At 70.9% G+C, this 20,275-nt stretch carries 20 protein-coding genes and 3 tRNA genes; 13 read left to right on the top strand and 10 right to left on the bottom strand.

Going from position 1 to position 20,275, the window contains the following annotated elements; genetic code table 11:
- Positions 1–245: 245 nt before the first annotated feature.
- Both bldC and ACFW9D_RS07280 read right to left on the bottom strand, forming a co-directional pair.
- Positions 246–452: a developmental transcriptional regulator BldC gene (gene bldC, locus ACFW9D_RS07285; protein WP_003949541.1), complete on the bottom strand. Its 207-nt coding sequence runs from the start codon at positions 450–452 to the stop codon at positions 246–248.
- Between the two features lie 487 nt (positions 453–939).
- Positions 940–1,785, bottom strand: a complete 846-nt coding sequence (locus ACFW9D_RS07280) for a hypothetical protein (RefSeq protein WP_384618891.1) — start codon at positions 1,783–1,785, stop codon at positions 940–942.
- Positions 1,786–2,007: 222 nt separating this feature from the next.
- On the opposite strand from ACFW9D_RS07280, the gene ACFW9D_RS07275 reads away from it, so the two are divergent.
- Both ACFW9D_RS07275 and ACFW9D_RS07270 read left to right on the top strand, forming a co-directional pair.
- Entirely contained in the window at positions 2,008–3,102 is a 1,095-nt protein-coding gene (locus ACFW9D_RS07275; protein WP_188337817.1) for a Glu/Leu/Phe/Val dehydrogenase, read from the top strand.
- A gap of 263 nt (positions 3,103–3,365) precedes the next feature.
- Positions 3,366–3,629, top strand: coding sequence for a DUF3073 domain-containing protein (locus ACFW9D_RS07270; RefSeq protein WP_188337818.1), 264 nt, complete (start codon positions 3,366–3,368; stop codon positions 3,627–3,629).
- Between the two features lie 138 nt (positions 3,630–3,767).
- On the opposite strand, the gene purM is transcribed toward ACFW9D_RS07270, so the two are convergent.
- The gene (purM, locus tag ACFW9D_RS07265) at positions 3,768–4,832 is read right to left on the bottom strand and encodes a phosphoribosylformylglycinamidine cyclo-ligase (RefSeq protein WP_188337819.1); all 1,065 of its coding nucleotides are present in this window, start codon (positions 4,830–4,832) and stop codon (positions 3,768–3,770) included.
- 43 nt (positions 4,833–4,875) lie between these two features.
- Positions 4,876–6,402: an amidophosphoribosyltransferase gene (purF, locus tag ACFW9D_RS07260; RefSeq protein WP_188337820.1), complete on the bottom strand. Its 1,527-nt coding sequence runs from the start codon at positions 6,400–6,402 to the stop codon at positions 4,876–4,878.
- 276 nt (positions 6,403–6,678) lie between these two features.
- On the opposite strand from purF, the gene ACFW9D_RS07255 reads away from it, so the two are divergent.
- Positions 6,679–6,774 (top strand): putative leader peptide, encoded by a 96-nt coding sequence (locus ACFW9D_RS07255; protein WP_384618887.1) that lies wholly within the window; start codon positions 6,679–6,681, stop codon positions 6,772–6,774.
- Between the two features lie 115 nt (positions 6,775–6,889).
- Complete coding sequence (locus ACFW9D_RS07250) at positions 6,890–8,317, top strand: sulfatase (RefSeq protein WP_188337821.1); 1,428 nt, start codon at positions 6,890–6,892, stop codon at positions 8,315–8,317.
- A gap of 37 nt (positions 8,318–8,354) precedes the next feature.
- Here the strand turns inward: ACFW9D_RS07250 and ACFW9D_RS07245 are convergent, their stop codons facing one another.
- From ACFW9D_RS07245 to ACFW9D_RS07235, 3 genes are all read right to left on the bottom strand, one after another.
- Positions 8,355–8,855 carry an META domain-containing protein gene (locus ACFW9D_RS07245; RefSeq protein ID WP_384618883.1) on the bottom strand — a complete coding sequence of 167 codons (501 nt, stop codon included), beginning with the start codon at positions 8,853–8,855 and terminating at the stop codon, positions 8,355–8,357.
- 89 nt (positions 8,856–8,944) lie between these two features.
- On the bottom strand, positions 8,945–9,748 hold the full coding sequence (locus ACFW9D_RS07240) for a sterol carrier family protein (RefSeq protein WP_384618880.1): 804 nt from the start codon (positions 9,746–9,748) through the stop codon (positions 8,945–8,947).
- A 10-nt stretch (positions 9,749–9,758) separates the two neighbouring features.
- Positions 9,759–10,403: a TetR/AcrR family transcriptional regulator gene (locus ACFW9D_RS07235; protein ID WP_384618877.1), complete on the bottom strand. Its 645-nt coding sequence runs from the start codon at positions 10,401–10,403 to the stop codon at positions 9,759–9,761.
- Between the two features lie 117 nt (positions 10,404–10,520).
- Between ACFW9D_RS07235 and ACFW9D_RS07230 the strand changes: the two genes are divergently transcribed.
- Positions 10,521–12,011 (top strand): MFS transporter, encoded by a 1,491-nt coding sequence (locus tag ACFW9D_RS07230; protein WP_384618874.1) that lies wholly within the window; start codon positions 10,521–10,523, stop codon positions 12,009–12,011.
- Between the two features lie 62 nt (positions 12,012–12,073).
- On the opposite strand, the gene purL is transcribed toward ACFW9D_RS07230, so the two are convergent.
- Genes purL through purS form a run of 3 tightly spaced genes read right to left on the bottom strand, consistent with a single transcriptional unit; the run spans position 12,074 to position 15,266 of the window.
- Positions 12,074–14,323, bottom strand: coding sequence for a phosphoribosylformylglycinamidine synthase subunit PurL (purL, locus tag ACFW9D_RS07225; RefSeq protein ID WP_384618871.1), 2,250 nt, complete (start codon positions 14,321–14,323; stop codon positions 12,074–12,076).
- Complete coding sequence (gene purQ, locus ACFW9D_RS07220; protein ID WP_188337826.1) at positions 14,320–15,003, bottom strand: phosphoribosylformylglycinamidine synthase subunit PurQ; 684 nt, start codon at positions 15,001–15,003, stop codon at positions 14,320–14,322. The genes purL and purQ overlap by 4 nt, the downstream gene beginning before the upstream one ends.
- Entirely contained in the window at positions 15,000–15,266 is a 267-nt protein-coding gene (purS, locus tag ACFW9D_RS07215) for a phosphoribosylformylglycinamidine synthase subunit PurS (protein ID WP_188337827.1), read from the bottom strand. Before purS ends, purQ begins: the two co-directional genes overlap by 4 nt.
- A gap of 314 nt (positions 15,267–15,580) precedes the next feature.
- On the opposite strand from purS, the gene ACFW9D_RS07210 reads away from it, so the two are divergent.
- The 8 genes from ACFW9D_RS07210 (at position 15,581) to ACFW9D_RS07175 (ending at position 20,229) form a co-directional block, all read left to right on the top strand.
- Positions 15,581–15,916, top strand: coding sequence for an Lsr2 family protein (locus ACFW9D_RS07210; RefSeq protein ID WP_188337828.1), 336 nt, complete (start codon positions 15,581–15,583; stop codon positions 15,914–15,916).
- 124 nt (positions 15,917–16,040) lie between these two features.
- A tRNA-Gly gene (locus ACFW9D_RS07205) sits at positions 16,041–16,112 on the top strand.
- Between the two features lie 79 nt (positions 16,113–16,191).
- Positions 16,192–16,267 (top strand) — tRNA-Gly (locus ACFW9D_RS07200).
- 151 nt (positions 16,268–16,418) lie between these two features.
- Complete coding sequence (locus ACFW9D_RS07195; protein WP_384618868.1) at positions 16,419–17,420, top strand: ABC transporter ATP-binding protein; 1,002 nt, start codon at positions 16,419–16,421, stop codon at positions 17,418–17,420.
- Positions 17,417–18,205, top strand: a complete 789-nt coding sequence (locus ACFW9D_RS07190) for an ABC transporter permease (RefSeq protein ID WP_384618865.1) — start codon at positions 17,417–17,419, stop codon at positions 18,203–18,205. Before ACFW9D_RS07195 ends, ACFW9D_RS07190 begins: the two co-directional genes overlap by 4 nt.
- Before the next feature lie 14 nt (positions 18,206–18,219).
- Positions 18,220–19,509, top strand: a complete 1,290-nt coding sequence (locus tag ACFW9D_RS07185) for a sensor histidine kinase (RefSeq protein WP_384618863.1) — start codon at positions 18,220–18,222, stop codon at positions 19,507–19,509.
- A complete protein-coding gene (locus ACFW9D_RS07180) occupies positions 19,506–20,114 on the top strand; it encodes a response regulator (RefSeq protein ID WP_384618860.1) in 609 nt (202 codons plus the stop codon). The genes ACFW9D_RS07185 and ACFW9D_RS07180 overlap by 4 nt, the downstream gene beginning before the upstream one ends.
- Positions 20,115–20,156: 42 nt before the next feature.
- Positions 20,157–20,229 (top strand) — tRNA-Gly (locus tag ACFW9D_RS07175).
- The last annotated feature ends 46 nt before the right edge of the window (positions 20,230–20,275 follow it).

The raw sequence follows: 20,275 nt of genomic DNA, 5'->3' as shown, positions 1-20,275 counted from the left end.
CCGGCCGCGCCCGCTCGCCGCCGGCGGGGCCCCGGTGTTCTCCCAATATATCGCCGGCGGCGCGGGGGCCGCCGCCCGCCCCCCTCGACGACGCACCGTGTGAAGCAGTGGAGATGACGCTTCGTGGCGCTTCATAAGAAGGGGGCCTGTTGGGGCAGGTCCCGCGTCGTGTGGAGCTATGGGGTGGGCGCAGTACGGGTTGGGGGACCCGAAACGCCCGATATGTACCGCGTTCTGCGGGGTCCTCAGGCCTCGCTGCGCTGCTGCGGAATACCCGCCAGCAGGGCGCGGACCTCGGCCTCGCGGTAACGGCGGTGCCCGCCGAGCGTGCGGATCGACGTGAGCTTGCCAGCCTTCGCCCAGCGCGTGACCGTCTTCGGGTCGACGCGGAACATCGTGGCGACCTCAGCGGGGGTCAGCAGCGGCTCGGCATCAGGGGTGCGAGCGGTCATGAGCGGCCTCCTCGGGAGAACCGAACCTTCTCGGTTCTTTCCTTTAAATTCTGCACCTTGACCCGCGTTGCCCGATATGGCGGACACGGGTCGAGTCGGTTATAGGACGAACGGCTTGTCCTCGGCACTACAACTACACCATCCGTCCAGCCGCGTCGGCCAAACCGATGGAATTGCCCTCCCAGGTGTTCATCAGCGACGGAAGCCGATGGACCATGCCATAGCGGACAGTCACGCCCCTGTGACGATCAGTCACAGGGGCGTCAGGAGTCACCAGACCCCCCAAAGACAGTGCAATGCTGAGTGATCCACCCGAAGTGGTGCCTAGCCGGGCGGACAGAGTCCTCCCCGGACTCCTTGTCCTATTTTGGCACGAGGAGGGGTGATGGGCGCAAGGGAGAAGTAAGTGCAGTCCGTCACGCTTGCATCACGCTTGATGCAAACGCCCGGATCAGGACGTAGGTCCTGAAGGCCCGCATCCGTCCGCTCAGTTGGCGTTCTGCCGTTCCTTCACCGCACGCCAGCGTGCCACGAGCCGCGCGTACGCCTCGGTCGCGCCGGCCTCGTCCCCGGCCCGCAGCGCGGCGATCCCCTCCGCGACATCGGCCGCCGAGTGGTCCTCGTCCAACTGCTCCGCGGGCAGGGTGTGCACGAGCCCGCCGTAGTCGAGCTCCACGTACGAGCGCGGGTGGAACTCCTCGAGCCAGCGCCCCACGTCCACCAGGCCGTCGATGAGCGGCCCCTCGTCGATCGCGTCCTTCAGCGCCTTCAGCGCCCGCGCCACCCGCCGCCGCGCCTGCACCATCGGCGTCCGGTACCGCAGGGACGCCTCGCCGCCGGCGCTCTTCGGCTCGTAGGCCCGCTCCTCGTCGGCGACGAGCACGAACCAGTTCAGCGGCACGTGCCAGGTCGAGGTGCGGATCCAGGGGCGCGCGTCCGGGTTCCGCTCCAGCCAGCGCTCGTAGTCGTCGGCCGTCTGCCGCCGCACCACCGGCGGAAGCACCGCGTCCAGGACCGGCAGCGGCAGCACGCCCGGCAGCTCCCCGAGCGCCTGCCAGCCGCGCAGCCGGGTGCGCCAGGGACAGACGCACACCACGCCGTCCGCCTCCAGCACGAACGCGTCGTCGCTCTCGTGGACCGGCACGGGCACGGGCGGCGTCGGCAGCAGATCGGCGAGCGAGCGGCGCAGTTCGTCCTGGTAGGAGGGCAGGTGCTCGCGCCGGGCGTAGCGCTCCCAGTGCCCGCGCTCGGGCTGCGGGAACGCGGCCAGCGGTTCGTAGACCCGCAGATAGGCGGCGTACGGGACGGTCGGCGAGGACACCTTCTTCGGCACGGCTGCTCCCTCCCCCGACCACGACCCGGAAAACACTGCAAATCGTGCCACGGCAGGCCCCGGCGCACGCGCCCCGGCGTACGGAGTGCCCTGACGCGAGAGAGTGATCCTGGGCACTGCGCGGGTGGCGGCCCCCGGCGCGTTCTAGTCTTCTGCCCACGGAGACCCGCCACCCGTACGGGGCTCCGCTCAACCGCCGCAACTTACTTGGGAGTCACCACAGTGACCGATGTGACCGGCGCCGCTGCCGACGTGCTGCAGACCCTGTTCCACTCGGACCAGGGCGGGCACGAGCAGGTCGTGCTCTGCCAGGACCGGGCGAGCGGCCTCAAGGCCGTGATCGCCCTCCACAGCACCGCCCTGGGCCCCGCCCTCGGCGGCACCCGCTTCTACCCCTACGCGACCGAGGCCGAGGCCGTCGCCGACGCGCTGAACCTCGCGCGCGGCATGTCGTACAAGAACGCCCTGGCCGGCCTGGACCACGGTGGCGGCAAGGCCGTCATCATCGGCGACCCGGACCGCATCAAGACCGAGGAACTGCTGCTCGCCTACGGGCGCTTCGTGGCCTCGCTCGGCGGGCGCTACGTGACGGCGTGCGACGTGGGCACCTATGTGGCCGACATGGACGTGGTGGCGCGCGAGTGCCGCTGGACCACCGGCCGCTCCCCCGAGAACGGCGGCGCGGGCGACTCCTCCGTGCTCACCGCCTTCGGCGTCTTCCAGGGCATGCGGGCCAGCGCCCAGCACCTGTGGGGCGACCCGACGCTGCGCGGCCGCACGGTCGGCGTCGCCGGCGTCGGCAAGGTCGGGCACCACCTGGTCGAGCACCTGCTCTCCGACGGCGCCGAGGTCGTGATCACCGACGTGCGCGAGGAGTCGGTGCGCCGGATCACCGACCTGCACCCCGAGGTCCGGGTCGCCGCCGACACGGACGAGCTGATCCGTGTCGAGGGCCTGGACATCTACGCCCCGTGCGCGCTGGGCGGGGCCCTCAACGACGACTCCGTGCCGGTCCTCACCGCCAAGGTCGTCTGCGGCGCGGCGAACAACCAGCTCGCCCACCCGGGCGTCGAGAAGGACCTCGCGGACCGCGGGATCCTCTACGCCCCGGACTACGTGGTGAACGCGGGCGGGGTCATCCAGGTCGCCGACGAGCTCCACGGCTTCGACTTCGACCGGTGCAAGGCGAAGGCGTCGAAGATCTTCGACACCACGCTCTCGATCTTCGCTCGCGCAAAGTCCGACGGGATTCCGCCGGCCGCCGCGGCCGACCGGATCGCCGAGCAGCGCATGGCGGAGGCGCGCGGCCGCGCATGATCGCGGGCGCTGCGTAACGAGCGTCACTCTTCTCGGCGGGTCGCCCGCCGAGAAGAGGTTAAAATCGCGGCTGACCAGCGAGGACGGGGCTCCTGGCTGGTCCTGCGCACACGCGCGTCCTGCGGGCGACGTACCGTATGGGCGTGGGCTCAGGTACCGTGGAAGCCCTACGGACCGGTCTCTCTGCGGAGAGCCCGTTCCAGATCATGAACGCGTGTCAAGACTCTGGGGCCGTCGAGCCCCGTCACCGAGGGGGTCGAGCCATGGGGCGCGGCCGGGCAAAGGCCAAGCAGACGAAGGTCGCCCGCCAGCTGAAGTACAGCAGCGGCGGGACTGACCTGTCGCGTCTGGCCAACGAGCTGGGCGCATCGACGTCGAATCCGGTCTCGAATCAGCCGCCTAACGGCGAGCCGTTCGAGGACGAGGAGGACGACGAGGACCCGTACGCCCGCTACGCGGATATGTACGACGACGATGAGGACGAGGACGACGAGTCCGGTCCGTCGTCGCAGCGCCGCGGCGCTTGACCTCGTAGCACGTAGTACGTCCAGCAGTTTTTCGTTCTCCGAATACTGCTGCACTCACCCGGTCCGGGGTGGTCACCACGCCGGACCGGGTTTTGTGCTGCCCCGGGACCCTGAGGGCCCGGGGCGCCGCACCGTGTCCTACCGCGCGTAGTCACCCGTGAGCTCGGCGCCCGTGGTGTGGTCGCCGCGGTCGGTGATCTCGCCGGCCACCCACGAGTCCACGCCGCGGTCGGCGAGGGTCGCGAGGGCGACGTCGACGGACTCCTGCGGGACGATCGCCATCATGCCGACGCCCATGTTCAGCGTCTTCTCCAGCTCCAGGCGCTCGACGGAGCCGGCCTTGCCGACCAGGTCGAAGATCGCGCCCGGGGTCCAGGTGGAGCGGTCGACCGTGGCGTGCAGGCCGTCCGGGATCACCCGGGCCAGGTTGGCCGCGAGGCCGCCGCCCGTGATGTGGCTGTAGGCGTGGACCTGGGTGGTGCTGGTGAGCGCCAGGCAGTCCAGGGAGTAGATCTTGGTCGGCTCCAGGAGCTCCTCGCCGAGCGTGCGGCCCAGCTCGTCGACCTGCTGCTCCAGCGCCATGCCCGCGCGGTCCAGAAGGACGTGGCGGACCAGCGAGTACCCGTTCGAGTGAAGACCGGAGGACGCCATGGCGATCACCGCGTCACCCTTGCGGATGCGATCCGGGCCCAGCAGGTTGTCGTACTCGACGACACCCGTGCCGGCGCCCGCGACGTCGAAGTCGTCCGCGCCGAGCAGGCCCGGGTGCTCCGCCGTCTCGCCGCCGACCAGGGCGCAGCCGGCGAGGACGCAGCCCTCGGCGATGCCCTTCACGATGGCGGCGACGCGCTCGGGGTGGACCTTGCCGACACAGATGTAGTCGGTCATGAAGAGCGGCTCGGCGCCGCACACCACGATGTCGTCCATGACCATCGCGACCAGGTCGTGGCCGATCGTGTCGTAGACGCCGAGGCGGCGGGCCACGTCCACCTTCGTGCCGACGCCGTCGGTCGCGGAGGCGAGCAGCGGGCGCTCGTACTTCTTGAGGGCGGAGGCGTCGAAGAGGCCGGCGAAACCGCCGAGGCCGCCGAGGACCTCGGGGCGCTGCGTCTTCTTCACCCACTCCTTCATCAGCTCGACGGCGCGATCGCCCGCCTCGATGTCGACGCCCGCGGACGCGTAGCTGGCACCAGTCTCAGACATTGCCTGGGATCTTTCGGGTTGGTGGATACGAGAACTAGGGCGCCTACGGCCGACGGATCGCGTCGGCCGCGGCGGTGGCGGCAGGACCTGCGGCCAGTTCCGTCTCCAGGAGCTGCTTGCCGAGGAGCTCGGGGTCCGGCAGTTCCATCGGGTACTCGCCGTCGAAGCAGGCGCGGCAGAGGTTCGGCTTGGCGATGGTGGTCGCCTCGATCATGCCGTCGATGGAGATGTAGGAGAGCGAGTCGGCGCCCAGGGAGGTGCCGATCTCCTCGACCGACATGCCGTTGGCGATGAGCTCGGCGCGGGTCGCGAAGTCGATGCCGAAGAAGCAGGGCCACTTCACGGGCGGCGACGAGATCCGGATGTGGACCTCGGCGGCGCCGGCCTCGCGGAGCATGCGGACCAGGGCGCGCTGGGTGTTGCCGCGCACGATCGAGTCGTCGACGACGACCAGTCGCTTGCCCTTGATGACTTCCTTGAGCGGGTTCAGCTTCAGCCGGATGCCGAGCTGGCGGATCGTCTGCGAGGGCTGGATGAACGTGCGCCCGACGTAGGCGTTCTTCACCAGGCCGTTGCCGAACGGGATTCCGCTGGCCTCCGCGTAGCCGACCGCGGCGGGGGTGCCCGACTCCGGCGTCGCTATGACGAGGTCGGCCTCGACCGGTGCTTCCTTGGCGAGGCGGCGGCCCATCTCCACGCGGGAGAGGTACACGTTCCGGCCCGCGATGTCCGTGTCGGGACGGGCCAGGTACACGTACTCGAAGACGCAGCCCTTGGGCTTCGCTTCTGCGAAGCGGGAGGTGCGCAGGCCGTTCTCGTCGATGGCGACGAACTCGCCCGGCTCGATCTCGCGGACGAAGCTGGCGCCGCAGATGTCGAGGGCGGCGGACTCGGACGCGACCACCCAGCCGCGCTCGAGACGGCCGAGGACCAGCGGGCGGATGCCCTGCGGGTCACGGCCGGCGTAGAGGGTGTGTTCGTCCATGAAGACGAGGGAGAAAGCGCCCTGGACCTGGGGCAGCACCTTGTGCGCGGCCTCTTCGATGGTCAGGGGCTTGCCGTCGTCGTCGACCTGGCCCGCGAGCAGCGCGGTCACCAGGTCGGTGTCGTTGGTGGCCGCCACCTGGGTGGCGCGGCCGTTCTCCTTGGGGAGGGCGGCGACCATCTCGGCGAGCTGCGCCGTGTTGACCAGGTTGCCGTTGTGGCCGAGCGCGATCGAACCGTGCGCGGTGGCGCGGAACGTCGGCTGGGCGTTCTCCCACACGGAGGCCCCGGTGGTCGAGTAGCGGGCGTGACCGACCGCGATATGACCTTGGAGCGAACCTAGGGAAGTCTCGTCGAAGACCTGGGACACGAGGCCCATGTCCTTGAAGACGAGGATCTGGGAGCCGTTGCTGACCGCGATTCCCGCGGATTCCTGACCCCGATGCTGGAGGGCGTAGAGCCCGAAGTACGTGAGCTTTGCGACCTCTTCGCCCGGAGCCCAGACACCGAAGACGCCACAAGCGTCCTGGGGGCCTTTCTCGCCGGGGAGCAGATCGTGATTGAGTCGACCGTCACCACGTGGCACGCCACCGAGTGTAGACGGGATCGACCACTGGTCCGAATTGGGGACAAGCGCTACCCGCGTTGACGAACGCGGGCCGCCCCCGGTGCCGGGGTCTCCCGGGCGGGGCCACCCCGACCCCTCTTACGCCTTTGACCTGCGCAAACGTGGCCTTCGTCCGGCTCACGACGGGCCCGGGGAGGGTGTGACGGAACTCGCGTTGCCGCCGCCCCGGCGCCGTTGTCCACAGGGCGGAACGGCGTTGACAGGTGTACGTCATGATCGGCATCGTCCTGGGTCATGCAGCCACTCCGTGACCGTACGGTCACCCTTGTGGGGCGCCGCCACGTCGACCTGGTCCGTGTCGCGAGCGCCATCTGTCGCCGCGCCTTCTGAGCGCGTTCTCCGCCGTTCAGATCCCGCGTTCCCGGGTTCCAGCGAGTCGCTCCTTTGCGCCGGAGGAGCGGGCCCTGACCCGTTCTCCCCCTTCGCCCTCCTTCCTGGAGCCTTCATGTCCTCGCATGCCTCGAAGCTGTCCCGGCGCGCGTTCGGCGGGGTGATCGGCGCCTCGGCGACCGTCGCCGCGCTCGGCACGGCCGCCACACCCGCCGCCGCCACCGCCCCTGCCGTGACCGACGCCCCTCGGGAGCGGCCGTTCCGCGCCGCCGCCGGGCGGCGCTCCCGCCGGCCCAACATTCTGTTCATCCTCGGCGACGACCTCGGCTGGGCCGATCTGTCCTCGTACGGGGCGCCGCACATCAGGACCCCGCACCTGGACCGGCTGGCCCGGCAGGGCGTGCGGTTCACCGACGCTTACAGCGGGTCCGCGACCTGCTCGCCGACCCGGTTCAGCCTCTACACGGGCCGCTATCCGGGCCGGACCGAGGGCGGGCTCGCCGAGCCGATCGCCGACCGGTCCGCCGGGCTCGACCCGAACCATCCGACGCTCGCCTCGCTGCTGCGGGGCGCGGGCTACTCGACCGCGCTCATCGGCAAGTGGCACTGCGGCTACCTGCCCGACTACTCGCCCACCCGCTCGGGCTGGGACGAGTTCTTCGGGAACTTCGGCGGGGCCCTGGAGTACTACTCCAAGCTGGGGCTCGGCGGGGAGTACGACCTGTACGAGGGCGACGCCGAGTACAAGGACCTGCGGTACTACACCCGGATCCTCACCGAGCGGGCGAGCGAGTACGTGCGCCGCGACCACGGGGACACCCCGTGGCTGCTCAACCTGAACTTCACGACCCCGCACTGGCCCTGGATCGCCGACGGGGACGAGGAGGCGAGCGCCGAGGTCGTGCGGCGGATCGAGGCCGGGGACCGGCGGGCTCTGTTCCACGACGACGGCGGTTCGGTGGAGAAGTACACCGAGATGGTCGAGGACCTGGACCGGTCGGTCGGGCAGGTGCTCGCCGCGCTGAAGGAGTCCGGCCAGGAGCGGGACACACTGGTCTTCTTCGCGTCCGACAACGGCGGCGAGCGCTTCTCGTACAACTGGCCGCTGTCCGGCAACAAGGCCTCGCTCCAGGAGGGCGGCATCCGGGTCCCGACGATCGTGCGGTGGCCGGCCCGGTTCGACGCCGGACAGGTCAGCCACGAACCGGTGTTCACACCGGACTGGACGGCGACGCTCCTGGAGATCGGCGGCGCCCGGCCCGACCCGGCACACCCGCTCGACGGCACGAGCCTCGCCGGGTACCTGCTGCGCGGCGAGGAGCTCGCGGAGCGCGATCTGTTCTGGCGGGTGCGCGGGGAGCGGGCCGTGCGGCGCGGCGACTGGAAGTACTACCGGGGCAAGGACGGCCGGGACCGGCTCTTCGACCTGTCGGCGGACCGCCGCGAACAGGCCGACCGGGCGGCGGACGAGCCGGAGCGGCTGGCCGGGCTGAAGGCGGTCTGGGAGCGCGTCGACAAGGAACTGCTGCCGTATCCGGCCTGAGTGCTCCGGGCGGCTACGAGGTCTTGGCGGTCAGCGGCTACGAGGTCTTGGCGGTCAGGGTGACGCCCTTGCCGTCCTTCGTGGTCAGGGTGAGCCGGTCGCCCTTGATCGCGTAGCGGGCCTCGCTGTCGAGGGCCGATGTCATCGCCTTCTCCAGATCGGCGGCGGGGCCGAAGCAGCCCATCCTGGTCGTGATCAGCCGGCCGAAGGTGATGCGGTCGCCCTCGACCGTGGCCTTGGTGCTGCCGGTGTTGCAGCCGAGGCGGGCGTCGACCCGGCCGTCCTTGTGCAGGACGACCCGGGCCCGGTCCCGGGCGGCCTTCGGCAGCGCGGTGTCGGTGCCGGCCGAGCGCAGGCCCGTGACCTGCCACTCCGTGCCGACCAGCGGGGTGTCGGTCGTCACGGTCCCGGGACCGGGGCGGCCGGCGCCGGGGGCCTTCTCGGTGCCGCAGGCGGTGAGCGCGGCGAGGGCGGTCACCGCGAGCGTGGTGCTGAGCGTCGTGGTGAGCAGGGCGCGGGGGGTGGTTCGTATCGGCATGGCGATGGGACGGGGCAGACCCCCGGATCGGTTCCGCCCGGCCCGAGACGTCACGCCATGACCCGAGGCATCACTCCAAGACCTCGGCGTCACGCCATGATCGGAAGCAGGGCCTCCAGATCGGCCCGTTCGCCGCTCGCGCTGACCGCCGCGTCGTCGAGGGCGGTCCGCCAGCTCGAACGGCCCGTCGCGAGGCGGATCCAGGTGAGCGGGTCGGTCTCCACGACGTTGGGCGGGGTGCCGCGGGTGTGCCGGGGGCCCTCGACGCACTGGACGACGGCGAACGGCGGGATCCGCACCTCGGTGGACGCGCCGGGCGCCTTCACGGCGAGCGCGTCGGCGAGGAAGCGGGTCGCGGCGGCGAGCAGCTGCCGCTCGACGGGCAGGCCGAGTCCGGGCAGGGCGTCGTTCAGGTCGTCGGTGTGGACGGCGAGTTCGACCGCGCGGGTGACGAGGGCGGTGGTCAGGGTCATGGTCCCGACCCGGTGGGCCAGCGGCCGTTCGCCGTCGACCCCGGCCGGCAGGTACGTGTCGAGCCCCTCGGCGACCTGCGCGTACAGCTCGCCCAGCGGAGCGGCGGCCAGTTCGTGGACGCGCGTGTCGATGGCGGGGGCGGCGGGCGCGGTGAGCGCCGGATAGTCCATCAGCGTCAGTTCGGCCCGGGCCGGGGCGGGTTCGGCGAGGGCGCGGGGCAGCATCCCGACGGCCATGGTGAGGTGCGCGGCGAGCTCGCGCACGGTCCAGTCGCCGAGCCGGGTGGGCGCCGCGAGCTGCTCCGGGGTGAGGGCCTCGACGGCCGTGCGCAGGGCGGCGAACTGGGCCAGTACGGCGGTCCGCAACTTCTCGGCGTCGTAGGAGCGCTGACGTTTTCTGGAGGTCCTGGGCGCGGGCATGACGGTGACCCTACGCCCGCACCGCGAATCCGCTCAGTCCCTTTTCGACCAGGGCGAACGCCCGCTCGGCGCGCTCCCCGGCGTCCGCCGCGACCGCGGCCGGGGACTCGCCCGCCAGGATCCTGCGGTGGTGCTCGCTCATCAGGGCGCTGACCACGCCGGACAGCTGGGCCGCGGCGACGGAGGAGAGCAGCGCGTCGCCGGTCTCCTCGGTGAGCGCGAGCGCGGCGGCCCGCTCGCCGCGCACCGACCAGAGCATGGCGCGGCGGGCCAGCACCGGGGTGCGCTGGACGAGCTGGATCAGCGCCAGCTCGTTGCCCTGCTCGCTGAGGCCGATCGACGGGTCCCGGTCGGCGATCTTGCGGAGGACCATCGCGCGGGTGGCGTCGACGGCCGAACTGCCGTCCGGGCGCGCCTTGATGGCCTCGGCCAGGTCTTCGACGTGCTCCTCCATGGGGCCCATGAGTAGGTCTTCCTTGGTCTTGAAGTAGTTGAAGACCGTCATCTTCGAGACCTCGGCGGCCTCGGCGATCTGGGCGACGGACACCTGCTCGTAGCCGTGCTCCAGGAACAGGTCGACCGCGGTGCGCCACACCTTGATCGCCGTCTGCTTCTTCTTGCGCTCGCGCAGTCCGGGTCCGCCGTCTTCAGCCATGCCGGAACCGTACCAAGCCGTGGTCGAAGTTTGAGCCGGGCAAAATTTTAATCCCCGCCGAAATTTGATCTGAGCAAAAAGATTGACCCGATACATTTTCTCGGGCACGGTGAGCCCATGACTGAGACGCCCGCACCGAAGACGCCCGGAGCGATGACCCCGGCGGCCCGCGCGATCGGCATGTTCGTCTGCCTCTTCACGATCGTCCTGGCCGTCCTCGACCTGCAGATCGTGTCCGCGGCCGCCGTGCCGATCGTCCGCGACCTCGACCCCGCCCACGGCATCGACCGCTTCCCCTGGCTGGTCAGCGCGTTCGCCCTCGCGGCCGCCGCGATGCTCCCGCTGTACGGCAAGCTCTGCGACACCCTCGGCGCCAAGCGCGTCTTCCTCGGCGCCGTCGCCACCTTCCTGCTGGGCTCGGCGCTGTGCGGTCTCGCCCAGTCCATGACCCAGCTGATCGCCGCCCGCGCCCTCCAGGGCCTCGGCGGCGGCGGACTGATGAGCGTGACGATGGTCGTGATGGCGCACCTCAAGGACCCCGGGGAGGAAGGCGCGGGCAAGGGCGGCGGGATCGGCGGCATCGTCGCGGGCGGCGGCATGGCCCTCGGCCCCTGGCTCGGCGGCTTCCTCACCGACCACGCGAACTGGCGCTGGATCTTCTACGTGAACCTGCCGCTCGGCATCGCCGTCCTCGTCGCCGGCGCGCTCGTCCTGAAACTCCCCGACCACCCCGTGCGCCGCCCGCTCGACTGGGCCGGAGCCGCCCTCGCCGCCGGCTTCTCCACCGCGCTGCTGCTCGCCATGGAGTGGGGCGGCCGCACGTACCCGTGGGGCTCCCCGCAGATCATCGGCCTGCTGTGCGCCGCCGTGCTGGGCCTCGCCCTGTTCGTACGGCGCCAGGCCACCGCCGCCGACCCGCTGCTCCCCCTGTCCCTGTTCCGGATCCCCGAACTGCGCTGGGGCTTCGTCGTCCAGGGCATCACCGGCGCCGCGATGATGTGCGCCATCTACTACGTGCTGGTCTATCTCCAGGTGGCCCGCGGCCTGTCCAGCTCCGACGCCGGTCTCTACCTGCTGCCGATGGCCGTCGGCATGACCGGCGCCGGCCTCGTCGCCGGCCGCCTCGACTGGCCGGCCCGGACCGCCACGCTCTCCGGCACCCTCACCATGGCCGCCGTCTTCGCGCTCCTCGCCACGACCCTGTCCCCCGATACGTCCCTGTGGCTGATCCGGGCCGAACTGTTCCTCGCCGGGATCGCCTTCGGCCAGCTCATCGGGCAGCTCGTCTTCCTCGTGCAGGACGCCGCGCCCCGCCCGCTCCTCGGCGTCGCCACGACCGGCATCCGCTTCTTCCAGACGCTCGGCAACGCGCTGGGCGCCGCCCTGTTCGGCACGATCCTCTTCCGGCTCCTGGCCACCGACGTCAACACGATCCCGTCCCTGCACGGTTCCGCGCACGCGGCGGCCGTCCAGGACTTCGTCCACGCCACCGGCATCGTCTTCTGGTGCGGCGCCGCCCTGATGCTGCTCGGCACCCTGCTGGCCACGCGCCTGCCGAAGCGGGACGGGGCGCCGGCCCAGGTCACCGTCGGGGCGGCCCGGCCGTAGAACACGCGAAGTCCCCGTCCGCCGGAGCGGAAGGGGACTTCGTGACGTACCGGAAGGCTCGCTTACGCCAGCAGCTCCGGGATCGTGTTCTCGTGCGCCGCACGCAGCTCCTCCAGGGAGAGCGCGAACTCGCCCTGGATGTCGACCGCGTCACCGTCGACGACACCGATACGGGTGACAGGCAGACCCCGCGCACCGCACATGTCGTTGAAGCGGAGCTCCTCGCTGCGCGGCACCGCCACGACAGCGCGGCCCGCCGACTCGGAGAACAGGAAGGTGAACGCGTCCAGGCCGTCCGGGACGACCAGGCGCGCGCCCTTGCCGCCGAGCAGCGCCGACTCGACCACGGCCTGGATCAGACCGCCGTCGGACAGGTCGTGCGCCGCGTCGATCATGCCGTCGCGGGAAGCCGAGATCAGGATCTCGCCGAGCAGGCGCTCGCGCTCCAGGTCCACCTTCGGCGGCATGCCGCCCAGGTGGTCGTGGACGACCTGCGACCAGGCCGAGCCGCCGAACTCCTCGTGCGTGTCACCGAGCAGGTAGAGGAGCTGGCCCTCTTCCTGGAAGGCGACCGGGGTGCGCCGGGCGACATCGTCGATCACGCCGAGGACCGCCACGACCGGGGTCGGGTGGATCGCGGCCTCGCCCGTCTGGTTGTACAGCGAGACGTTGCCGCCGGTCACCGGAGTGCCGAGCTGGAGGCAGCCGTCGGCCAGACCGCGGACGGCCTCGGCGAACTGCCACATGACGGCCGGGTCCTCGGGCGAGCCGAAGTTCAGGCAGTCGGAGACGGCGAGCGGCTTGGCACCGGTCGTCGCCACGTTGCGGTACGCCTCCGCGAGGGCGAGCTGCGCGCCGGTGTACGGGTCGAGCTTCGCGAAGCGGCCGTTGCCGTCCGTCGCGATGGCGACACCGAGGCCGGTCTCCTCGTCGATGCGGATCATGCCCGAGTCCTCGGGCTGCGCAAGCACCGTGTTGCCCTGCACGAAGTGGTCGTACTGCGAGGTGATCCACTTCTTCGACGCCTGGTTCGGCGAGGCGACGACCGCGAGGACCTGCTGCTTCAGCTCGTCCGCGGAGGACGGGCGGGCCAGCTTGTTCGCGTCGTCGGCCTGGAGCGCGTCCTGCCACTCGGGGCGGGCGTAGGGGCGCTCGTAGGTCGGGCCCTCGTGGGCGACGGTGCGCGGGTCGACGTCGACGATCTTCTCGCCGTGCCAGAAGATCTCCAGGCGGTCGCCGTCGGTGACCTCACCGATGACGGTCGCGATGACGTCCCACTTGTCGCAGATCTCGAGGAAGCGCTCGACCTTCTCGGGCTCCACGACCGCGCACATGCGCTCCTGCGACTCGCTCATGAGGATCTCCTCGGGCGAGAGCGTGGAGTCGCGCAGCGGCACGTCGTCGAGCTCGACGCGCATGCCGCCCGAGCCGTTGGACGCCAGCTCGCTGGTGGCGCAGGAGATGCCGGCGGCGCCCAGGTCCTGGATGCCGACGACGAGCTTCTCCTTGAAGGCCTCCAGGGTGCACTCGATGAGGAGCTTCTCCTGGAAGGGGTCGCCGACCTGCACAGCGGGACGCTTCGACGGCTTGGCGTCGTCGAAGGTCTCGGAGGCCAGGATCGAGGCGCCGCCGATGCCGTCGCCGCCCGTACGGGCGCCGTACATGATGACCTTGTTGCCCGCGCCGGACGCCTTCGCGAGGTGGATGTCCTCGTGCCGCATGACGCCGATGGCACCCGCGTTGACCAGCGGGTTGCCCTGGTAGCAGGCGTCGAAGACGACCTCGCCGCCGATGTTCGGCAGGCCCAGGCAGTTGCCGTAGCCGCCGATGCCGGCGACGACGCCGGGCAGCACGCGCTTGGTGTCCGGGTGGTCCGCGGCGCCCATGCGCAGCGGGTCGACCACGGCCACCGGGCGGGCGCCCATGGCGATGATGTCGCGCACGATGCCGCCGACGCCGGTGGCCGCGCCCTGGTAGGGCTCGACGTACGACGGGTGGTTGTGCGACTCGACCTTGAAGGTGACGGCGTAGCCCTGGCCGACGTCGACGACGCCCGCGTTCTCACCGATGCCGACGAGCATGGCGTCGGACTGGGGGGCCTTCTCGCCGAACTGGCGCAGGTGCACCTTGGAGCTCTTGTACGAGCAGTGCTCGGACCACATGACCGAGTACATGGCGAGCTCGGCGCCGGTCGGGCGGCGGCCGAGGATCTCGACGACGCGCTCGTACTCGTCCTTCTTGAGGCCGAGTTCGGCCCAGGGCAGCTCGACGTCGGGGGTCTTGCTTGCGTTCTCTACGGTGTCGAGGCTCATGAGGCGGCGACCAGCTTCTTGAGGATCGAGGTGAAGAAGGGGAGACCGTCGGTGCGGCCGGACCCGATGAGGGGCTCGACGGCGTGCTCCGGGTGCGGCATCAGACCGACGACGTTGCCCGCCTCGTTCGTGACGCCCGCGATGTCGCGCAGCGAACCGTTCGGGTTGAAGTCCATGTAGCGGAAGACGACGCGGCCCTCCGCCTCCAGCTTGTCGAGCGTGTACGAGTCGGCGACGTACCGCCCGTCCATGTTCTTCAGCGGGATGTGGATCTCCTGGCCGGTCTCGTAGTCGGCCGTCCAGGCGGTGCCCGCGTTCTCCACCCGCAGCTTCTGGTCGCGGCAGATGAAGTGCAGGTGGTCGTTGCCGAGCATCGCGCCGGGGAGCAGGTGGGCCTCGGTGAGGACCTGGAACCCGTTGCAGATGCCCAGGACGGGCAGGCCCGCCTTCGCCTGGTCGATCAGCGTCTCCATGACGGGCGAGAAGCGCGAGATGGCACCCGCCCGCAGGTAGTCGCCGTAGGAGAAGCCGCCGGGCAGGACGACGGCGTCGACCTGCTTCAGATCCTTGTCCTTGTGCCACAGGGCCACCGGCTCGGCACCGGCCAGACGGATCGCGCGCTGGGTGTCCCGGTCGTCGAGCGAACCGGGAAAGGTGACGACGCCAATACGAGCGGTCACTTTTCGGCCCCCACCGCGAGCTCTTCGACCTTCACGGTGAAGTTCTCGATCACGGTGTTGGCGAGGAAGGTTTCCGCCAGCTCGTGGATACGGGCGAGGGCGGCGTCATCCACCGGCCCGTCCACTTCGAGCTCGAAACGCTTTCCCTGACGGACGTCGGAGATGCCGTCGAAACCGAGGCGCGGCAGCGCACGCTGCACCGCCTGGCCCTGGGGGTCGAGGATCTCCGGCTTGAGCATGACGTCGACTACGACGCGTGCCACTGGCACTCCCGGTGTGTGGTGCTGAGCAGGTTCGTTCAGCGTACCCGCCCAAATCTTCTACTCGCGTAGACGGTAGGAAGCTACGAGATCCGCGTCACGTCACGGCAACGCTCCGAGATCCGTACGGAAAATTACGGGAAAACCCGAGCGAGGCACCCGGAAAACGGGGACGGTAGACACGCGGAGGTTTTCTATTGGCCTTCCCAGCACAATGCCAGGCAGGGTAAAAAGGAATTACCAAGGGCACATCAAGGGCAGGACAGTCGACATCACCGCACGTCAAAGCGGGATGCCGGACGAAGGGACCGATATTCGTGGCGCAGCGTGTCGTGGTCACTCTGTTTGACGACATCGACGGCGGAGAAGCGGCGGAAACGGTGGTCTTCGGCCTCGACGGCAAGTCGTACGAGATCGACCTGAATCAAGCCAATGCGAAAAAGCTCCGCAAGGCCCTCGCCCCGTACCTGCAGGCCGGGCGCAAGCAGACCGGAGCCGGCCGCACCCCGAAGGTCGCGGTCACGTACAAACACACAGCCGTGAGCCCGGACCCGGCCGCGGTGCGCGCCTGGGCCCGCTCGCACCAGCTCGACGTGCCGCCGCGCGGCCGGATCCCCAAGCGCGTCTACGAGGCGTTCGCCGAGGCCAACTGAGGCGCGCGTCCCTCCGTCAGGAGCCCCTCGCGGGAACCGACTTGCGCTGCACCCCCGCTGGTCAGCTAGAGTCTGGAGCACGCCGAGGGGCAAGGCCGAAAAAGCCGCACCTCACGGAGTACATGCGGGTGTAGTTCAGTAGCAGAACATCCCCCTTCCAGGGGGAAGGCGCAGTGTGCAATTCCTGTCACCCGCTCTGCATCGCGTACCGATCACCACTTGTGGTGCGGTAGGCTGGTGCTCGCACCGGTCAGTGAGAGCTGTCCGGAGGCAATGCGAACGTAGCTCAGTTGGTAGAGCGCAACCTTGCCAAGGTTGAGGTCGCGAGTTCGAACCTCGTCGTTCGCTCCAGTTCCGGAAGCCCCGGGTCCGCAAGGATCCGGGGCTTCCGGCGTTCCCGAGGGGCGTTTCCGAGGCCCCCGGCCCCGCTTCTGACATTTGTCATACGGGCCGGTGACAGCACGCACTGCCCGCCGGCCCGCGCCGCCGCGAGGCTGGATCCATGACCAGCAACGAGCGCGTGATCGATGTCACCGATCTGCGCCGCGTGTACGGGGACGGCAAGCGGGGGTCCTTCGAGGCGGTGCGCGGAGTCAGCTTCTCCGTGGGCCGCGGCGAGCTCTTCGCGCTCCTCGGCACGAACGGCGCCGGAAAGACCTCCACCGTCGAACTCCTCGAAGGACTCGCGGCGCCCGCCGCCGGACAGGTCCGGGTCCTCGGCCACGACCCGCACACGGCACGTGCCCGGGTGCGGCCGCGGATCGGCGTGATGCTCCAGGAGGGCGGCTTCCCCGCCGAGCTGACCGTCGCCGAGACCGTCCGCATGTGGGCCGGCTGCACCAGTGGGGCCCGCCCGGTCGGCGAGGCCCTGGAGTCCGTCGGGCTCACCCGCCGCGCCAAGGTGCGGGTCAAGCAGCTGTCCGGCGGCGAGAAGCGGCGGCTCGACCTCGCGCTCGCCCTGCTCGGCCGGCCCGAGGTCCTCTTCCTCGACGAACCGACGACCGGGCTGGACGCCGAGGGCCGGCTGGAGACCTGGAACCTGGTGCGCGCGCTGCGCGCCGAGGGCACCACGGTCCTGCTGACCACCCACTACCTCGAGGAGGCCGAGGAGCTGGCCGACCGGCTCGCGATCCTGCACCAGGGGCGGATCGCCGCCCAGGGCACGGTCGCCGAGGTCGTCGCCGCCCAGCCCTCGCACGTCTCCTTCGAACTGCCCGACGGGTACTTCGTGGGCGACCTGCCGCCGCTCGACCGGCTCGGCGTCACCGGGCACGAGATCGACGGGCGGCTCGTCCGGCTGCGCACGGGGGAGCTGCAACGCACCGCGACCGAGCTCCTCGTGTGGGCGCGGGACGTGGGTGTCGCCCTGCACCGGCTCGACGTACGGGGCGCCTCGCTGGAGGAGGCGTTCCTGCGCATCGCCCAGGACGCGAAGGAACGGGACGCGGGGACACCAGGGACACCAGGGACGCCGGACGTCCGGACCGAGGAGATGGCGGCATGAGCGGCGCGACCACGACGGCCACCACCACACCGGCGGGGCGGCTGCGCGCGCTCGGCCGCGCCGAACTGACCCTGCTCGGCCGCAGCAAGGGCGTCCTGATCACCTCCCTGTTCGTGCCGCTCGTCCTCCCGCTGAGCCTGAGCAGCACGCTCGGGGAGGACCGGCTCAAGGGCACGGGCCTCGATGTCGGCACCGTCGTCGTGTCCTCCGCGATGGGCTTCTCGCTGCTGTTCGCCGTCTACACGGCCCTCGTCAGCGTCTACGCCGCGCGCCGCGAGGAACTCGTCCTCAAGCGGCTGCGCACCGGGGAGCTGCGCGACACGGAGATCCTCGCCGGGGCCGCGCTGCCGTCCGCCGCGATCGGGCTCCTGCAGTGCCTCGTGCTCGCCGCGGCCTGCGCCGCGTTCCTCGACACGGGGATGCCGGACGCGCCGCTGCTCGCGCTGGTGGGCCTGGCGCTCGGGTTCCCGATGTGCGCGGCGCTCGCCGCGCTGACCACGGTCGTGAGCCGCAGCGTGGAGAGCGCTCAGGTCGCCGCGATGCCGCTGATGCTCCTGACGATGTTCGGCTCGGGCTCGTTCGTCCCGCTGGAGCTGCTGCCCGACAAGCTGGCCTCGATCTGCGAACTCCTGCCGCTGACCCCGGTGCTGACCCTGATCCGGGGCGGCTGGAGCGGCCAACTCGCCGCGTCCGACGTCCTGTCGGCGATCCTGACGGCGGTGGCCTGGACGGTCGTGGCGGTGTTTGCTGTACGACGGTGGTTCCGCTGGGAACCGCGGCGCTGACGGGGGGTTGTGCGGTGGGCCGGGTGCGGTGGCGGGACCGGAGCAAGGTCGAACGGGTCGAGTGGCAGAGCCGGGTGAGCCTGCGCGTCATCAACTGGGTGTTCTTCCTGGCCTGGTCGGGCCTCGGGCTCGTGGGAAGCATCCGGGGCGACGCCACCGCCACGACGCTGTTCGCCGCTCTGATGGCCGTCAACGTGGCGCAGTGCGTGGTCGCCGACCGGCACGTGCGGCTCGCCATCGACCAGTACCTGGGCCGGGGCCGCGTGCCCCGGGCGTGGACCGCCGCCGGCTTCTGTCTCGCCCTCGCCTCGGTCGGCCTGATCGCCGCGCTGGCCGGGACGCAGAGCGTGAAGCACGGGATGATCGTGATGCCGCTGATCTTCGCGCCGATGCCGTTCGGCGGCGCGTACGCGCTCCAGGTCCCGATCCGCACCTTCGTACGGCGGGCCGTCGCGCTGCTCGCCGTCGGCATCGTGGCCACCGCCGTGATCGCCCGGCCGTCGCCGGGCTGGCTCGCGACCCTGACCGCGATGCTGGCCCTCGCCCTGGGCATCGCCCTCCTCTGCTACCGGTGCAGCATCTGGAATCTCTCGGTGATGTGGGAGTCCGAGCACGCCCGGGAGATCGAGGCGCGCCTCGCGGTCGCCGAGGAGCGGCTGCGGTTCGGGCGCGACCTGCACGACGTGATGGGCCGCAATCTGTCGGTCGTCGCCCTCAAGAGCGAGCTCGCCGTGCAGCTGGCCCGGCGCGGCCGCACCGAGGACGCCGTCGCCCAGATGATCGAGGTGCAGCGCATCGCGCAGGAGTCGCAGAAGGAGGTCCGCGAGGTCGTCCGGGGCTACCGCGCGGCCGACCTCGCTGCCGAACTCGCCGGTGCGCGGGGCGTGCTCGGCGCCGCCGGGATCGCCTGCACGGTCACGGGCGGCGCCCCGGACCTGCCCGCCGACGTGCAGTCGGCGCTCGGCTGGGTGGTGCGCGAGACCACGACCAACGTGCTGCGCCACGGCGACGCCCGGACCTGCCGGGTGACGCTCGCGGCGGGCGGCGGCGACGTGGTGCTGACGGTGGAGAACGACGGAGTGGACCCGTCCGGCGGCGACGGCCGTCCGGGATCGGGACTCGCGGGCCTGCGGGAGCGGCTCGCCGAGGTGGCCGGAACGTTGGAGGCGGGTGTGGTGGAGCGGGACAGGTTCCGGGTGGTGGCGACCGTCCCGGTCCGGGCGGGGCGGGCCGACGGTTCCGGGGTCCAACAGGAGCCAGAACCCGTGGAGGCCGGGACGGCGTCGCACGGGGGTGCCCGGTGAGCCTGCGCGTCCTGCTCGCCGACGACGAGCACCTGATCCGCGGCGCGCTCGCCGCGCTGCTCGCCCTGGAGGACGACCTGACCGTGGTCGCCGAGGCCGCGAGCGGACCCGAGGCGCTGGCCATGGCCCGCGCCCACCGGCCCGACGTCGCGGTGCTCGATCTGCAGATGCCGGGCTGCGACGGTGTGAGTGTGGCCACAGCGCTCCGGTCCGAACTCCCCGGCTGCCGCACCATGATCGTCACCAGTCACGGCCGTCCCGGGCACCTGAAGCGGGCGCTCGCGGCGGGCGTGCGCGCCTTCGTACCGAAGACCGTCAGCGCGCAGCGGCTCGCCGAGATCATCCGTGCCGTCCACGCCGGAAACCGTTATGTGGACCCGGAGTTGGCGGCCGACGCGATCTCCGCCGGGGACTCGCCGCTGACCGCGCGCGAGGCCGAGGTGCTGGAACTCGCGGCCGACGGGGCGCCCGTCGCGGAGATCGCCGAGCGGGCCGCGCTCTCCCAGGGGACGGTGCGGAACTACCTGTCGTCGGCGGTCTCGAAGCTCGGTGCGGAGAACCGTCACGCGGCGGTGCGTCTCGCACGCGAGCGAGGTTGGGTATAGTTGGCGTCGCGCTTCGGGCCACAGAGTCCGGGGAGCAAGCCTGCGAACGTAGCTCAGTTGGTAGAGCGCAACCTTGCCAAGGTTGAGGTCGCGAGTTCGAACCTCGTCGTTGGCTGCAAAATTAATGGCGCCGTCATACTACCGGGGCTATTCGCGTTGGC

It is taken from the genome of Streptomyces sp. NPDC059524, from assembly GCF_042749255.1.
Classification (GTDB): Bacteria; Actinomycetota; Actinomycetes; order Streptomycetales; family Streptomycetaceae; genus Streptomyces; species Streptomyces xanthii.
This window is presented reverse-complemented; position numbering and strand designations above follow the sequence as displayed.